We start from the raw sequence: 15,771 nt of genomic DNA, 5'->3' as shown, positions 1-15,771 counted from the left end.
CAAAAAAAGTGTTGCTAATTAAATCATAATCCTTTTATAATAAATAACATGAAAGCGCTTAAAATATGATTTGTTTAAAAATGCAACATGTTGGAAAGGGAGGATCATTTGAACATTCAAGGGATTATACCAGCTATTTTGACACCGCTTACTGAGGAAGAACATTTTCATCCTGAAGTGGCAACGCAATTAGTGAATCGTTTGATCGAGTCAGGTGTACACGGCATCTTTGCTTTAGGCACAAATGGAGAGTTTCATTTGTTTTCAGAGGAAGAAAAGCTTCAAATTGCTGAAACTGTCGTGAAGGCTGCTGGCAGACGAGTGCCGGTATTCATTGGAGCAGGTGAAAATAGTACGGAGGCAACCATCAGGCTGTCAAACAAACTGGCAGATCTAGGGGTAGATGTTCTGTCTATCATTACACCTTACTTTGTTGCACCAACCCAAGAAGAACTGTATGAGCATTTTCGCCATATATCGGAAAATGTGAATATTCCGATTCTGCTTTATAACATTCCATCGAGAACAGGGGTAACTCTAGCACCAGAGACGGTTGCGCGGCTCAGTGCACTGCCGAATGTGCTAGGCATTAAAGATAGCAGTGGAGACATTGAAAACATCAAGGCATATCTGGATGTCACAAAAGATGAAGATTTTGTTGTCCTTGCAGGTACGGATTCACTCATTTTAGATACCTTGAAACTCGGCGGAGCAGGAGCGGTCGCAGCAACTGCAAATGTACTTCCTGAAACTGTCGTTGGACTCTATGAATCTTTTCAAAAAGGGAAGCTTGACGAAAGTGAGCACTTCCAGAAGCAGCTGCAGCCATTAAGAGCAACATTCGGTTTAGGGACATTACCAGCACCTTTGAAAAAGGCAGCAGAGCTTTATGGAATTCCGGTTGGCCCGCCCAAAAGCCCTGTAAAAGAGCTGTCAGGTGAGGCATTGGAAGCTGTGGCACAAATGGTTGAGCATTATCGCAAACAAGGAAAAGCGGCAAAGGAGTAGTGAAGAGATGACGATCACGCATTATCACTTTCAGACGGCATCACACATTGTATCTGGCGCAGGTTCTTTAGACCTTCTTGGGGAGAAATTAGATAGTTTAGGGCTTAGCGGACTCACATCCATTTTTATATTAACGCAGCCATCTATCGTATCACTTGGTTATGCAGATCACATCAAAAGAGAACTTGCGAAAAAGGGGATAGCAAGTGAGATAAGTACAGAAATCAAACCTGAACCAACAGAAGAAAATATCGAGGACGTATTCCACACCTTTTTAAAAGGAGAGCATGACGCCATTATTGGCATTGGTGGCGGGAGTGTCCTTGATGCTGCAAAAATTCTAGCTGTTCTTAAGAAAAACGATCAGCCGATTTCTGCTCTCGTTGGCACAAATCTTGTGGAAAAAAGAGGAGTGCCAACGATTCTAATTCCGACAACCTCTGGTACGGGATCTGAGGTGACACCAAATGCAATTGTGACTTTTCCAGAAAAGGAACTGAAAATTGGAATGGTTAGTCCGCATCTTTTGCCAGACCTTGTCATCTTAGATCCAGCACTTACTCTCAACTTGCCGAAATCTATTACCGCAGCCACAGGTATGGATGCTTTTACGCATGCGCTTGAATCTTATATTTCAAATAAAGCCAATCCATTTAGTGATATGTTTGCACTGGAATCGATGCGGCTGATTTCAGGAAGTATTCAGGAAGCGTATCATCACGGGGATCATATGAAGGCAAGAGAAAATATGCTTGTTGGGGCAATGTATGGGGGAATGGCGCTCACAAGTGCCGGAACTGCGGCTGTTCACGCCATGGCTTATCCATTAGGGGGGAAATACAAGATTTCTCATGGTGTTGCTAATTCCATGCTGCTTCCGCATGTCACTGCTTTTAATGCAGATCATATCATTGATCGGCTTGAACATGTGGCAAGAGCAATAGGACTTACGGGAGATCACACAAAGCAGGAGCTTGCAGAGCGTGTGATTCATCGAATTGAGGAATGGACAGCGGATTTACAGATTCCACAGCAGCTCAAAGCTTTTGGCGTGTCCAAGGAGGATGTACCGGCACTTGCTCAAGCAGCTTCAGAGGTGAAGAGATTAATGGACAACAATCCAAAGCCAATGTCTGTTTCCGAAATTGAACAGGTATACATGAAACTGCTTGACGCTTAACGCTTCATTGGGATGGGACATGAGAAGTTGCTTCACACGGCTTGCACACAAAGGGGGATTTTAAATGAATGTCTTAAGCAGTTCTGTCATCACATTTATTTTGATCGTCATTATTCTCTATATACTATTTACGACTTGGCTGACGATGCGTTTCCGCAGTAAATCCAATTCAGAATTTAACAATGCTGCTAAGTCACTTCCAGCCATTGTAGTCGGTATTTTGCTCATGAGTGAATTCATTGGAACGAAATCCACTGTTGGAACTGCAGAATCTGCCTTTACGCATGGGCTTTCTGCTTCATGGTCTATTGTGACCGTCGCTATCGCCTTTTTTATCTTTTCCTTTTTCTTAGTAGGCAAATTTTATCGAACAGGGCAGTACACCATTTCGGGTATTATTGATCAGAAGTTTGGAAAATCAACGAAGCTAGTTGTTTCTGTTATTATGATTGCTGCATTACTGCTTGTGAATCTAGGAAACTATTTAAGTGGGTCAGCTGCTATTGCATCCATTTTAGGGCTTCCTTTAATGACTTGTGCGATCATTACAGCCGTTGTGAGTACATTTTATTTTACATTCGGAGGAATGAAAGGGGTTGCATGGGTCACGATCCTTCATTCGACCGTGAAATATGCAGGGATTTTAATTACACTGGGGGTAGCGCTTTACTTAACAAAAGGCTTTGAACCGATGAAACAAACGATGCCTGATCATTTCTTTACATGGGACGGGACAATTGGATGGGGGACAATTGGAGCTTGGTTTATAGGAAACATGGGTGCCATCTTTGCTACGCAGTTTATTATTCAAGCAATCACCTCGTCGAAAAGTGAGCGTGAGGCAAAGAAATCAACACTTTATGCAGCTCTGCTTTGTTTGCCGCTCGCCATTGCGATTGGTGTGATCGGCATAGCTGCACGTTATTTGTATCCAGACATTGATCCTATTTATGCCTTCCCTGTCTTTTTACAGCATATGAATCCAATTTTGAGTGCCATTGTGGCAACATCGCTTGTGGCATCCATCTTTGTCGGTGTGTCGACGGTTGCACTTGCGACGACAACCTTAATTATGGATGATTTTTATGTACCGAAAATGAAACCAACACCAGAGCAGAGAATGAAAATCACGAGGTACGTGGCTGTACTCGTTGGAATTGTGCCTCTTGTCGGAGTGGCACTTGCGCCGGAGCTGCTGTCCCTTTCCTTTTTTACTAGGGCGCTTCGAACATCTATCGCAGTTGTAGCAGCAATGGGCTTTTACTTGCCATACTTTAATTCAAATAGAGGGGCGACCATTGGCCTTGCTGCTTCAGGTGTTACCACGACGGTTTGGTATTTACTCGATAATCCATTCGGAATCGATAATATGTATATTGCCATTATCATTCCTTTCCTTGTGCTGGTAATCGATCGACTTTTCAGTCCGCCTGCTAAAAAGGATCAATCATTGAAAGGAGAATTGTCATGACAAATGAAGAGACTGTGATAAAAATAGATGGAATTTTGCGACAAAACGAACAAGATACAGAGAGAAAAGAAGCCTTTCTGCCAACAGACTGCGTGCAAAATCATGCGGCCAATCTACTTGAGCTGGATAATGGAGATGTTTTATGTGTTTGGTTTGGCGGAACGCAGGAGGGAATACCTGATATCTCAATCTATATGTCGAGACTCAAACGGGGAAGTAACAAGTGGACAGAGGCAGTGAAGTTATCAAACGATCCTGCACGCTCTGAACAAAATCCAGTTCTGTTTCAAGAGGAAAATGGCAGGCTATGGCTGCTGTATACCGCACAGCTGTCTGGGAATCAAGATACGGCCATCGTGAGATACCGGCTATCAGAGGATAGAGGTGAGACATGGGGTGAGATTGATACTTTGTTTGAACAGCCGGGTACGTTTATACGTCAGCCGATTGTTGTACTGGATAATCAAGATTGGCTGCTGCCAGTCTTCTATTGTAAGACCATTCCAGGCGTCAAATGGACAGGGAACCGGGATGTCAGTGCTGTGAAGATTTCCTCCGACCAAGGAAAGACATGGGATGAGGTCATTGTACCAAACAGCACGGGCTGTGTTCATATGAATATTGGAAAGTGTGCAGACGGCTCCCTCATAGCCCTCTTTAGAAGCCGGTTTGCTGATTCGATTTATGTCAGCCGTTCCGTCGATCATGGACGGACATGGTCTGAGCCAAAGGCGACGGAGCTGCCCAATAATAATTCATCCATTCAATTTACAGTGCTCCAAAATGGGCATCTTGCCCTTGTCTACAATCATATCAATGCGGATGAGCAAACAGAAAGAAGAGCTTCTTTATACGATGAAATTGAGGATGAAGGCGATACGCGAACGGCGGTTGATACAGAAGCACGTCCAGCGTTTTGGGGAACACCGCGTGCACCAATGACTTTGGCGCTCTCTGAGGATAATGGTCATACATGGCCTATCAGACGTAACCTTGAAGTGGGTGATGGATATGCGATGACAAACAATTCAAAGGATAAACTAAATCGAGAGTATTCTTATCCATCCATCACGGAAGGAAAAGACGGGAAGCTGCATATTGCGTTTACGTATTATCGGCAGGCGATCAAATATGTGTGTGTGACAGAAGAATGGGTCAATCGTACTTCTTAACTGCAAGAGAGCCCAACTTCCGGTGAATTGTAACCCTCATTTGCTTCATTTATAATTGATGTTTGGAGGGTTGTCCCCATTCTCTATCGGCTGGACTCCCTCAAGGTATGTCTCATGATGAAGAGATAAAAAATGGGGGTCCTTTTCATGAATATCAAAGTGTTAGGTGTTGCGCCGTATAAAGGGTTGGGAGATGTGTTAATCGACCTTGCCAAAGAAGAAGAAAATATCACATTCCAGCTTGTGGTTGGAGATCTTCGGTCCGGTGTTGCTCTCGCAGAACAAGCAGAAGCTCAAGGGGTGGATATCATTATGAGCCGGGGCGGAACAGCTGCGCTCATTCAAAAACATGTGAACATCCCAGTAGTGGATATCCCTGTGTCAGGGTACGACTTGCTTCGTGCCTTAACGCTGATAAAAGATTATCAAGGTAAAAAAGCGGTCGTGGGTTTTGAAAATATCACTCAAGGTGTCCGCACCATTGGGGAATTATACGGGATTAAAATTGATATTTACACAGTGCAGCAAGAGGAAGAGGTATGGGATCTCTTAAAACAATTACAAGATCAAGGGACACAGGTTGTGCTTGGAGATGTCATTACAGATAAAGCGGCTAAAGAGCTGGGAATGCAGAGTATGCTCATTACATCAGGTCGTGAATCGGTCAAAGAAGCATTTCATCAAGCAAAACAAATGTATCGTTTATATAAAGAGGCGACAGCTGAACAGCGTCTTTTTCGTGAAATGATTGATCAAGAGCCAAAAGGCATGCTGATCGTCGATCCACACAACAAACTTCATTTTATGAATCAACAAATGAAACAATGGACAGAAAAAGGATTATTTGCACCGCCTGCTTCTCATGCAGATGTGATTGCATGGTGTCCAGCACTTGAACCAGCACTAAAGGCGATTCGAGAAGGGAAACAAAATGGTTATTCGCAAATATCCCATCAGCAGCAAGTATGGCATGTCAAAGGAAGTATGCTATCGAAAGGCGAGTTGCTTGTCACGATTGAAAAGCCTTCGGCTGTGATGAATCAAGAAGGTCATCGTATTTGGACGCTTGCGTCGCCTATTCATTCTGAACATCCATTTGCTCTTTTTACAGAACAAAGCCCAAAAATGAAAGATGTGATCAAAAGGGCCAAAGCGTTTAGTCAAACGGAGCGCTCGATTTGCCTTTATGGTGAACAAGGAACTGGTAAATCAAGCCTTGCATTTGCCATCCATCAAATGAGCGAGAGGAAAGATGAGAGCTTTACGACGGTACATTGCAGACGTTTGACAGAACCGGAAGATTTAAAATCAATCCCTCTGCATCAAAAAGGGACGATGTTTCTAAAGGATATTGAGAGCGTTCCAATGGATATACAGCAGCTCATGGCTGAGCAGCTGCATCATCATCAGAATATTCGCTGGATGGCTGCGTCTCAAGTGGATTTGTTCAAATTGATGCAATCTGGAGCGTTTAGTGAGGAATTATATACGAGCTTACAGGAGCTCACGATTCATGTCCCTCCGTTGTCTGAACGGCCAGAAGATATTGAGGACATGAGCAGGTTGTTTATTGCGGAACTGAATTCTCTTTACGGGACGCAGGTTGTTGGGCTTTCAGCAGATGTGATTGAAGCCTTTCAACACCAGAAATTCAGAGAAAATGTCAGGCAGTTCAAGCGGATCATTGAGGAGCTTGTGCTGACGACAAAAAGTGGATATATCACGTTGAATAAGGCAAAGGCAGCAATTGATCAGCTTGCTTTTGAAAATGAAGAAAAACAGCTGTCCATCTATTTGAATGGAACGCTTGAGGAGATTGAAAGACGGATTATCAAAACGGTGCTGGAAGAAGAAAATATGAATCAATCAAAGGCGGCAAAGCGGTTGAATATCAACCGTACGACGCTATGGAGAAAGCTAAAGGAATAATATGTAATGAGGCCGAGGTGTCTAAATGACAAACGATCTTTTAAAAAAAGGAGCGAAATTAGAGCAAAAGGTAATCATTGTGGCGGATGATTTAACAGGGGCCAACGATACAGGTGTTCAATTTGTCAAAGCGGGCTTAACAGCCTCTGTCCTGTTTCAGCCGTCATTTGAAGGCATTGACAGGTATAAAGAGGATGTGCTGATTGTGGATACCGATTCACGAAGTATGTCTTCAGAGAACGCCTACCATGAGGTCAGCCAAATGGTGCAGCCATTTCTCCAAGATGAATCGCACCTTTTCTTAAAAAAAATAGATTCAACATTGAGAGGCAATATAGGAATTGAACTGCAAGCACTAATGGATATTGGCCCATTTGATGCGGCGGTTATCGCACCTGCCTACCCAGATGCACAAAGAGCAACCAATAATGGCATACATTATGTGGAAGGAGTGCCTGTTCATCTGTCAGAGGCAGCAAAGGATCCGAAAACACCAGTTTTGACATCCAGCATATCAGATTTAATTGAGGAGCAGACGAACGTCAGACCAAAAAACCTTTCTCAACAGACAATCGGCGAAGAGCTCAAAGGAACGAGTGATGAGGTATCATCCTTATTGAAGCATGGTCATCAATGGTTTGTGTGTGATGCAGAAACAAGCGATGATTTAGGGCGGATTGTGGAAGTGTTTATGAAGATGGATAAAAGAATACTATGGGTCGGTTCAGCGGGACTAGCTGGTGCATTATCTGCATATGTCGCTAAAAATAGAAATATTTCTCGTCCTAAAAATCAGAGACCTGTCCTCATCGTATCTGGAAGTGCCTCACAAAAAACAAATGAGCAGTTTGCTTATTTAAGAGAAACTCACGATTGTTTTGAGATAAAAGTGAACCCGCTGAATGTATTAAACGGCCGTGAAGCATGGGAACGAAAATCAGTTCTCGATCAATTGCGTAAGCGTCAGAACGAAGATATTCTCCTTTACACAGATGCACGGCCGGAGATGGTTGAAAAGATGCTGGTTTACGGAGAAAAGAAAGGGCTGTCAAGACAAGAGGTTGGAAGTGCTTTGTCCGTCTTTCTTGGAATGCTCACAAAAGACATTGTCACATTATCAGGAATGAGACGACTTTTCCTAACTGGCGGAGATACAGCACGGGCGATTTGCCAGGAGCTTGGCGCAGGAGGTATTCGGCTGCTGAAAGAAATTGAACCTGGCATCCCGCTCGGCCAGCTTGTTGATACGAATTTATATGCGGTTACGAAAGCAGGAGCTTACGGTCAAAAAAATTCAGTACTCCACGCAGTAGAAGTGCTGAAAAAGATAGAGGGGGAAGTCGAATGTCAAAACCAATCATTGCTGTAACGATGGGAGATGCGGCTGGTGTTGGGCCTGAAATTATTTTAAAAGCTTTTCAGCAAACGCGTTTACATGAAGAAGCCGTTCTATTTGTGATTGGAGATACCAGTATATTAAATAGGGCGAAAGACTTTGTGAATACAGATGCGGAGATTGTAAGTATCAAAGAACCAGAGGAAGCGGAGCAGGTGAAAGCCGGAGCAGTTCCGTGCTTAGACCTTAAGCTCTTAACGAACGAGATTCCGATTGGGGACATATCAAAAGAAGCAGGAAATGCCGCTTTCCGATATCTTGAAAAAGCCATAAGTCTTGCAAATGACCGCAGAATTGACGGCATTTGCACAGCGCCGCTAAACAAAGAAGCGCTTCATAAGGCAGGTCATATGTATCCAGGACATACAGAAATTTTAGCTGACCTGACGGGTACAGAAGATTATGCGATGATGCTGGCGGCCCCTAACTTAAAGGTAGTTCATGTCACCACACATATTGGATTGATGGATGCCATTTTAAAGATTAATCCTGAGCGTGTACACACGACGATTAAGCTGGCACATGATACACTCGTCCGTTCTGGAATCTCTGCCCCTAAAATCGCTGTATGCGGAATTAACCCGCATGCTGGTGAGAATGGGTTGTTTGGGAACGGAGAAGAAGAGGAGAAGATCATCCCAGCGGTTGAACTAGCGCAGGAAGAAGGGATTCAAGTATTTGGGCCGCTGCCTGCTGATACCTTGTTCTTTAGGGCAGTAAGAGGTGACTTTGATATCGTTGTGGCGATGTACCATGATCAAGGGCACGGACCGATTAAGGTGCTTGGCTTAGAATCGGGTGTAAACATTACAGTTGGGCTGCCGATTATCCGTACAAGTGTCGATCATGGGACAGCATTTGATATCGCAGGAACAGGAAAAGCTGATTCTGCGAGCATGGAAGAAGCTATTAGACAGGCCATCATGCTTTCTGGTACGAGAGAAAATCAATATGAAAAGAAAAAGAGCCTTTAAGAGAGGCTCTTTTTTTCTAGTTCATATACGTTCCGCCATTCATATTGATGGTTTCTCCTGTGATAAAATCCGACTGGTCAGAAGCTAAAAATGTCACAACATTTGCGACTTGTTCTGGTGTTCCAATCGTTTTTAAAGGAATTCTATCTAAAACCGAACGCCGGTATTCATCGCTCCACTGTTTGCTCATGTCTGTTTCAATTGGACCAGGGCAGACAGCATTCACATGAATATGGTGCTCTGCTAATTCTTTGGCAAGATGCATGGTTAAATAATTGATGCCTGCCTTTGATGCACCGTATGCAGGTGACGCATTGTGATGAGGGGTTTTGCCAGTTGTAGAACTCATATTGATAATCTTTCCGCCTTGTTGTTTGATCATGTCAGGAATGACCGCTTGGCACATAAGAAACGTGCCGGTCAAATTAATATCAATCAATCGTTTCCACTCATCAAGGGATGTCTCGACTGTTGATTTTCGTAAATTGATACCAGCATTGTTGACGAGCAGATCAATCTGTCCAAAATGTGTTTTCGCGTGCTCCACGAGTGAAGATGCTGTCTCTGGTAAACTAGCATCACCAGCAACATAAACGGCTCGTTTCTCTTTTTTATTCAGTGAGGAGCAAACCTCTTGCAGCAGCATGTCGTTTGTTCCATTGAGAACGACGCGCGCTCCTTTGCAGGCAAGTGCCTCCGCAATGGCGCGGCCAATTCCTCTGCTTGCACCTGTAATGATCGCTACTTTATTTTGTAAAGTCACGTACATCCCACCCATCTATCATAATTAAAAAGCGCTTTCATTCATTATAAAACGGGATGTTTCATCATTCAACATGAATAAGGGAGTTAGGGAAGTTTTTAGTTAAAGTGTTTCATAATTAAACAAATAATTCCTTCCAACTTCAGGTTATACTAAAAGGACAAAGCAGTAGAAAAGGAGGAAAACCGTTGAAACTTTATACGAAAACCGGGGATCAGGGACAAACAGGCTTGATTGGCGGAAGAGCTGATAAAGATGATGTGAGAGTAGAGGCATATGGTACGTTAGATGAGGCGAATAGCTTTATTGGACTCGCGCATGCAAAATTACGGCAGCATGGCGAATTGTTTCAGGACCTTTTGTCAGAGCTGATCGTTATACAGCATGAGCTGTTTGACTGCGGTGGTGATTTGGCAGCAGTCAAACCACGTAAAGAAGGCAAATTAACAGAAGCCTCTGTGACAGCCCTTGAGGAAAGAGTGGATGTCTATGTAGAAGAAGCCGCGCCGCTCACCAAGTTTATTTTACCGGGTGGTCAGGAAAGTGCTGCTCTCTTACATGTAGCGCGGACAGTCGTCAGAAGAGCTGAGCGGCATATTGTGACGCTTGCAAAACAGGAGGAGATACCAGCTGTTGCGCTCACATACGTCAACCGTCTATCCGATTATTTATTTGCAGCCGCCAGAATCGTGAATCATCGGCTTGGTGAAGCGGATGTTGAATATGAACGAAGCGCCGACGTGTTTCATTCTAAATAAGGAAAGCACTCTTCAAATAGAAGAGTGCTTTTTTATTAGGTTCTGCCGCTTAGTCTGAGCATTGTTACGACTCTAGTCGCAATCAAAGATCAATCTGTGACACGTTTTGCCGGCTTTCTTTTTTGACTATAGTTAAAGCAAGGAGCAAGAAAGGAGGCATGAAGATGAAAATAACAAGTAAAACCATTATCGGTTCAATTTTATTGTTTGTTGGTTTATCCATCTTCTTTGGTGGTTCATTTGGTGGACTGATCCCGGTTTTGATTGGGGCAGGGCTCATCTATGTAGGTGTTAAAAAATATGAAAAAGGCAGTAAAACCTTAGGGATCATTCTAGCAGTCATTGGTGTACTGATCGTCGTGCAATTTCTGCCGTTTATACTCGGCATCGCGTTTGCAGGGGTACTCCTTTATTTTGGCTGGTCGATGATCAATGGTGAATCTACCGAAAAATCATCAAGCAGAACCTATATGGAGCCAAACACAGCACCTAATATGGAAGAACCGATTCATTCGTCTTTTGATCAAGAATGGGAAGACTTTTTAAAGAAAAAATAAAGGGAGGAACATCAAATGGTATTAAGAAGAGTACGAGATATGTTTGTTGCAACTGTGAATGAAGGTTTAGATAAATTGGAGAATCCGCGAGTCATGCTGAATCAATACGTTCGTGATATGGAGGATGATGTTGCGAAAGCGAAACATGCCATCATCAAACAGCAAACAATTCAGCAAGGCTTCCTGCGAAAAGCAGAAGAGACGGAAGCATTTGCTGAAAAGCGAAAGAAGCAGGCCGAGCTGGCATATCATGCGGGAGAAGAGGAGCTTGCACGAAAAGCGCTCACAGAAATGAAGTATTTTGAAGAAAAGCACAACGAATATCAGGAGGCCTACCAGCAATCTGTGAAACAATTGAAAGAGCTGAAAGAGCAATTACAGCACTTAGAAACGAAGCTGCGTGATATAAAAGACAAGAAGCAGGCGCTGATTGCAAGAGCCAATGCCGCACAGGCAAAGCAGCATATGAATGATTCTATCAATAAAGTAGACAGTGAAAGTGCATATAAAGAGTTTCTTCGAATGGAGAACCGTATTGAAGAAATGGAAACAAAAGCAGGCAGCTATGCACAATTTGCAGATCAAGGGGCATATGCTCATTTAGACTACGCCGATGAGGTTGAAAAAGAATGGCAGAAGCTGAAGCTCGAGAAAAAGCCTGAACAGCAGCAAGCAAACGTATAGAGGTCAAATCGGAAGAAAAGCAGGCTTTTTCTTCCGATATTTGATTTCTTTCTGTTTCGCTTTTCCTTATAATGAAAAGGTCAGAAGATAAAGGGATGGTATAAATGAAGCGATTAATCGGTCTAATTTGTATACTTGTAGGTATCTTTTTAATGATTGGCATGCTTTTCAAAAATGAAAATCTCTTTCATTTAAGTTTTTCCCGTGAAAAACCAGTGACAACAGCTTCAGCGAAAAAAGAGGAGATTGATCAATTAGATATTTCTCTTTCTGGGTTTCGTGTGAAGGTAAAACCTGAAAATCGTTCCGATATTTCCGTGACTGCTGTCAATGGAAAAGGGAAAATGTATGCAGAGCAAACAGGCGGTACGTTCAAAATTCGTGCTGAAAATAAAAGCTTCTTGTTTTTCACTCAATTTGAAAAAGGAGAGCTTTTAGTTAAAATTCCAACAGATTATCATAAAAATGTGAAGATTACGGGTGGAAGCGGCGTCAGTGAGATTGACGGAGAAGGAAAGCTGTCCCTTCAAGATGTGATACTTAAATCAACGAGCGGAAACCTCACAGCTGAGAATTTCTCAGCAAAAAATGTAGAAATCAAAGCAACCTCTGGCAGACTGGCAGTGTCGCACATCGATGCGAAGGATAGTGATATTGGAGCAACTTCAGGGCGTGCCGATATTAATAATGTCAAAGGCGAGCTGCAATTGGGCATGACAAGCGGCCGATTGACAGCAAGTTTTGATACAATTGAGTCACCTGTCTCCTTTCATATGACATCAGGGAGCGCGAAATTTAATTTGCCAGATGACGGAGATTTCAACGTTCAGGTGAAAAAAACAAGTGGAAGAGTCGATCACTCGTATGACTTTGATCAAGTGGATAGTGAAGGTCGAGGCTTTACAGGTACGCGGGGAAAAGGGACACATTTAGTCGATATTGAAATGACAAGTGGTAACCTCAAGCTGCGGTAATGAATGATAGAAAGGAAGGAGGCGAGTCAACTGCGTTTTACAAGAAATCAAATTTTAGGCATCATTGTTGTGATTTTTGGTATTAATTTATTTCTCAAAATTATTGGGATCGGAGCAGATTTGTTTTGGCCTGTGTTTTTTGCGCTGGCGGGTTATTGGCTGCACTCACGATCCAAACGTTGGCTCGGTTCAGTTTCCTATATTTTTGCCGGCTTTCTCTTCTTAAAATTTCTGCTCAATATTACATTTAGTTTAACAGGTTACCTATTTGCGGCCTTTTTGATTTATGCCGGCTATCGCTTATTGAAAAATAAACCTGTTTTTGATGTCGATAAAAAGGAAACATCAGACGACGGGAAGCCTTCACTGAAAGTCAATCTTGAAAAAAAGGGCGATCAGAAGAAAACAAAAAGCCAGACAAAGCCGCGCAAAGAGCACGACTTTTTTATCGGTGAAGTCAGGCTGATGAAAAAGCCGTTTCAATTAAGTGATTTGACGATTTCAGGTTTTATTGGCGATGTTAAAATCGATTTATCAAAGGCGATCATCGCAGAAGAAGAGAGTACGATCGTGATTAGCGGGCTGATCGGAGATGTGGATATTTACGTACCGCAGGATATTGAAGTATGTGTGAGTGCTTCCGCCGCGATTGGTGATATGAAAATCATAGATGAAAAAAGAAGCGGGTTCGGCAGTAAAGTGTACGTGATGACCAACGATTACGATGAGAGCAAACGAAAAGTGAAAATCTCCATCTCTCTATTGATCGGAGATGTGGATGTGAGATACTTATGAGGAAATTGCATTTAGGTATCCAGTGGCAATCTGTTCGTCTTGGCGTCGGTATTTCGCTCGGTGTTGTGATGATGACGACACTGCCGATGTTTTTTTATTATCAGCTTGATCCGATGATCCTGCTTTCTACCCGCTGGTTTGGCATACCGTTTTTTTGTATTTTACTCATCGTTAGTCTTGCGATTGGGATTTCTGCCGGGAGTGTATTTGGCTATCAGCATAAGAAACGCCTCGATCAGCTTGTTGAGTCGATTTTGAAATTTGAAAATGGAAACTTTGCATACAGACTGCCGTCTCTTGGCGACGATGAAATTGGCTTAGCCGCCGATCAATTAAATGAAATGGCGAAGCGGGTCGAAGGGCAAGTAGCCTCTTTGCAAAAGCTTTCAAATGAACGGGCTGAATGGCAGGTTCAAATGAAGAAATCGGTCGTCTCAGAAGAGCGGCAGCGGCTTGCACGAGAGCTCCATGATGCGGTCAGTCAGCAGTTATTTGCGATTTCAATGATGACTTCAGCTATTCTTGAAGGCATGAAGGAAAAGGACGAAAAGATATTAAAGCAAATGCAGCTTGTCGAACGAATGGCTGGCGATGCACAAAATGAGATGCGTGCTCTTCTGCTTCACCTAAGACCGATCACGCTAGAAGGAAAAGACCTGAAAAAAGGCTTAATTGAGCTGCTAAATGAATTCCAAGCAAAGCAGCCGATTGACATTGATTGGGAAATCGAAGATGATGTTCCGTTATCTAAAGGAGTAGAGGACCACCTCTTCCGAATTGTGCAAGAAGCCCTGTCTAATGTATTTAGGCATGCAAAGGCGACAAAGGTAACTGTGCGCCTTCTCATAAGAAACCGGCAAGTGCAGCTAAAGATTATTGATAATGGGATCGGCTTTCAAACAGACCATGTGAAGACAGCCTCTTACGGACTTGAATCGATTCGAGAGAGAACAAGTGAAGTAGGCGGTGTCGCAGAGATTATGTCATTTGAGGGAAAAGGCACACAAATTGATGTGAAGGTTCCCATTTTTGATGAAGGAAAAGGAGAGAACGTTCGATGATTCGAGTGCTTTTAATCGACGATCACGAAATGGTGAGAATGGGTCTTGCGGCCTTTTTAGAGGCGCAGGCTGATATTGAAGTCATTGGTGAAGCGTCAGATGGACAAAAAGGTGTAGAGCTAGCCGTTGAATTAAGGCCAGATGTGATTTTAATGGATCTTGTCATGGAAGGGATGGATGGCATCGAAGCAACGAAAAGAATTTGTCAGGAAATTGAAGATGCCAAGATTATCGTTCTGACGAGCTTTATTGACGATGATAAAGTCTATCCAGTGATTGAGGCGGGTGCTTTAAGCTATTTATTAAAAACATCCAAGGCAGGAGAAATTGCTGATGCCATCAGATCTGCAAGTATCGGTGAACCAAGACTCGAATCGAAAGTGGCTGGAAAAGTCATGAATAAACTCCGTCATTCATCAAATGGGTCCATCCTTCACGATTCATTAACAGCAAGAGAAATGGAGATCTTGAAGCTGATTGCGGATGGGAAATCGAATAAGGTCATTGCCGAGGAATTATTTATTACAATTAAAACGGTGAAGACCCATATTACCAACATTCTTTCCAAACTTGATGTGGAAGATCGAACGCAAGCGGCTGTGTATGCGCACCGTCATAAGCTGATTCAATAAAAAAACAGCTTTCAAGTGAAAGCTGCTAGAACATGCGTAAAAATTAGTCCTTCTGCCCTGTGATCGGACGTTCGGATAGTTGATGGAGCTCAGGAACTGGAAAAGCCTCCTGCTCCTTGGCCGATTTTTCTTCCAGGGTTTTCTTCATTTCGGATAAAAGCTTTACGCTCTCCTTTGCTGCTGCCGCTTTTTTTTCCTGCAAATCAATGATCTGTGAAAGTCCGACGAATAATCCGCCTCCCAACAGAAGGAGCGCAGGGGTTTGTCCATAATAAACCACGATCAAAAATGTGCTTGAAAAGCTGTCGGCTTCGATGAAGAAATCTTCTTTTGATTGCGTGAATACAACGATTAACAGAAGTATCCCTAGAATCAAAAATAGAATGCCGGCCGAAAGTAAAGCTCGTTTCATGATTG

16 protein-coding genes are annotated in these 15,771 nt (G+C 43.0%); 14 read left to right on the top strand and 2 right to left on the bottom strand.

What is annotated here, in order from left to right; all coding sequences use genetic code 11:
- The first annotated feature begins 108 nt into the window (after positions 1–108).
- The 7 genes from dapA to pdxA all read left to right on the top strand — a co-directional run bounded on the left by dapA (position 109) and on the right by pdxA (position 9,130).
- Positions 109–1,008, top strand: coding sequence for a 4-hydroxy-tetrahydrodipicolinate synthase (gene dapA, locus M1D81_RS15820; RefSeq protein ID WP_456266411.1), 900 nt, complete (start codon positions 109–111; stop codon positions 1,006–1,008).
- 7 nt (positions 1,009–1,015) lie between these two features.
- Positions 1,016–2,188 (top strand): iron-containing alcohol dehydrogenase, encoded by a 1,173-nt coding sequence (locus M1D81_RS15815; RefSeq protein WP_456266412.1) that lies wholly within the window; start codon positions 1,016–1,018, stop codon positions 2,186–2,188.
- A gap of 64 nt (positions 2,189–2,252) precedes the next feature.
- Positions 2,253–3,659 carry a sodium:solute symporter family protein gene (locus tag M1D81_RS15810; protein ID WP_456266413.1) on the top strand — a complete coding sequence of 469 codons (1,407 nt, stop codon included), beginning with the start codon at positions 2,253–2,255 and terminating at the stop codon, positions 3,657–3,659.
- On the top strand, positions 3,656–4,831 hold the full coding sequence (locus tag M1D81_RS15805) for a sialidase family protein (RefSeq protein WP_456266414.1): 1,176 nt from the start codon (positions 3,656–3,658) through the stop codon (positions 4,829–4,831). Before M1D81_RS15810 ends, M1D81_RS15805 begins: the two co-directional genes overlap by 4 nt.
- 147 nt (positions 4,832–4,978) lie before the next feature.
- Positions 4,979–6,760 carry a PrpR N-terminal domain-containing protein gene (locus tag M1D81_RS15800; protein ID WP_456266415.1) on the top strand — a complete coding sequence of 594 codons (1,782 nt, stop codon included), beginning with the start codon at positions 4,979–4,981 and terminating at the stop codon, positions 6,758–6,760.
- Between the two features lie 25 nt (positions 6,761–6,785).
- A complete protein-coding gene (locus M1D81_RS15795) occupies positions 6,786–8,129 on the top strand; it encodes a four-carbon acid sugar kinase family protein (protein WP_456266416.1) in 1,344 nt (447 codons plus the stop codon).
- Positions 8,105–9,130, top strand: coding sequence for a 4-hydroxythreonine-4-phosphate dehydrogenase PdxA (gene pdxA, locus M1D81_RS15790; RefSeq protein ID WP_456266417.1), 1,026 nt, complete (start codon positions 8,105–8,107; stop codon positions 9,128–9,130). Before M1D81_RS15795 ends, pdxA begins: the two co-directional genes overlap by 25 nt.
- A gap of 16 nt (positions 9,131–9,146) precedes the next feature.
- Here the strand turns inward: pdxA and M1D81_RS15785 are convergent, their stop codons facing one another.
- Positions 9,147–9,893 (bottom strand): SDR family NAD(P)-dependent oxidoreductase, encoded by a 747-nt coding sequence (locus tag M1D81_RS15785; protein WP_456266418.1) that lies wholly within the window; start codon positions 9,891–9,893, stop codon positions 9,147–9,149.
- A 188-nt stretch (positions 9,894–10,081) separates the two neighbouring features.
- Here M1D81_RS15785 and M1D81_RS15780 point away from each other — a divergent pair, with 188 nt between their 5' ends.
- From M1D81_RS15780 to M1D81_RS15750, 7 genes are all read left to right on the top strand, one after another.
- On the top strand, positions 10,082–10,651 hold the full coding sequence (locus M1D81_RS15780; protein ID WP_456266419.1) for a cob(I)yrinic acid a,c-diamide adenosyltransferase: 570 nt from the start codon (positions 10,082–10,084) through the stop codon (positions 10,649–10,651).
- 164 nt (positions 10,652–10,815) lie between these two features.
- Positions 10,816–11,208: a hypothetical protein gene (locus M1D81_RS15775; protein ID WP_456266420.1), complete on the top strand. Its 393-nt coding sequence runs from the start codon at positions 10,816–10,818 to the stop codon at positions 11,206–11,208.
- Positions 11,209–11,223: 15 nt separating this feature from the next.
- Positions 11,224–11,892, top strand: coding sequence for a stress responsive protein LiaH (gene liaH / locus M1D81_RS15770; protein ID WP_024423427.1), 669 nt, complete (start codon positions 11,224–11,226; stop codon positions 11,890–11,892).
- Positions 11,893–11,996: 104 nt separating this feature from the next.
- Positions 11,997–12,866, top strand: a complete 870-nt coding sequence (gene liaG / locus M1D81_RS15765) for a LiaG family protein (RefSeq protein WP_456266421.1) — start codon at positions 11,997–11,999, stop codon at positions 12,864–12,866.
- A gap of 3 nt (positions 12,867–12,869) precedes the next feature.
- A complete protein-coding gene (gene liaF, locus M1D81_RS15760; protein ID WP_456266422.1) occupies positions 12,870–13,661 on the top strand; it encodes a cell wall-active antibiotics response protein LiaF in 792 nt (263 codons plus the stop codon).
- The gene (liaS, locus tag M1D81_RS15755; RefSeq protein ID WP_456266423.1) at positions 13,658–14,722 is read left to right on the top strand and encodes a two-component system sensor histidine kinase LiaS; all 1,065 of its coding nucleotides are present in this window, start codon (positions 13,658–13,660) and stop codon (positions 14,720–14,722) included. The genes liaF and liaS overlap by 4 nt, the downstream gene beginning before the upstream one ends.
- A complete protein-coding gene (locus M1D81_RS15750; protein WP_024426015.1) occupies positions 14,719–15,354 on the top strand; it encodes a response regulator in 636 nt (211 codons plus the stop codon). The genes liaS and M1D81_RS15750 overlap by 4 nt, the downstream gene beginning before the upstream one ends.
- Before the next feature lie 43 nt (positions 15,355–15,397).
- Here the strand turns inward: M1D81_RS15750 and M1D81_RS15745 are convergent, their stop codons facing one another.
- Positions 15,398–15,766, bottom strand: coding sequence for a hypothetical protein (locus M1D81_RS15745; RefSeq protein WP_041107739.1), 369 nt, complete (start codon positions 15,764–15,766; stop codon positions 15,398–15,400).
- Positions 15,767–15,771 lie beyond the last annotated feature (5 nt).

It is taken from the genome of Bacillus sp. JZ105 (assembly GCF_053903125.1).
Note: the sequence above shows the minus strand (reverse complement) of the source record. Positions and strands in the feature narration are given on the sequence as shown.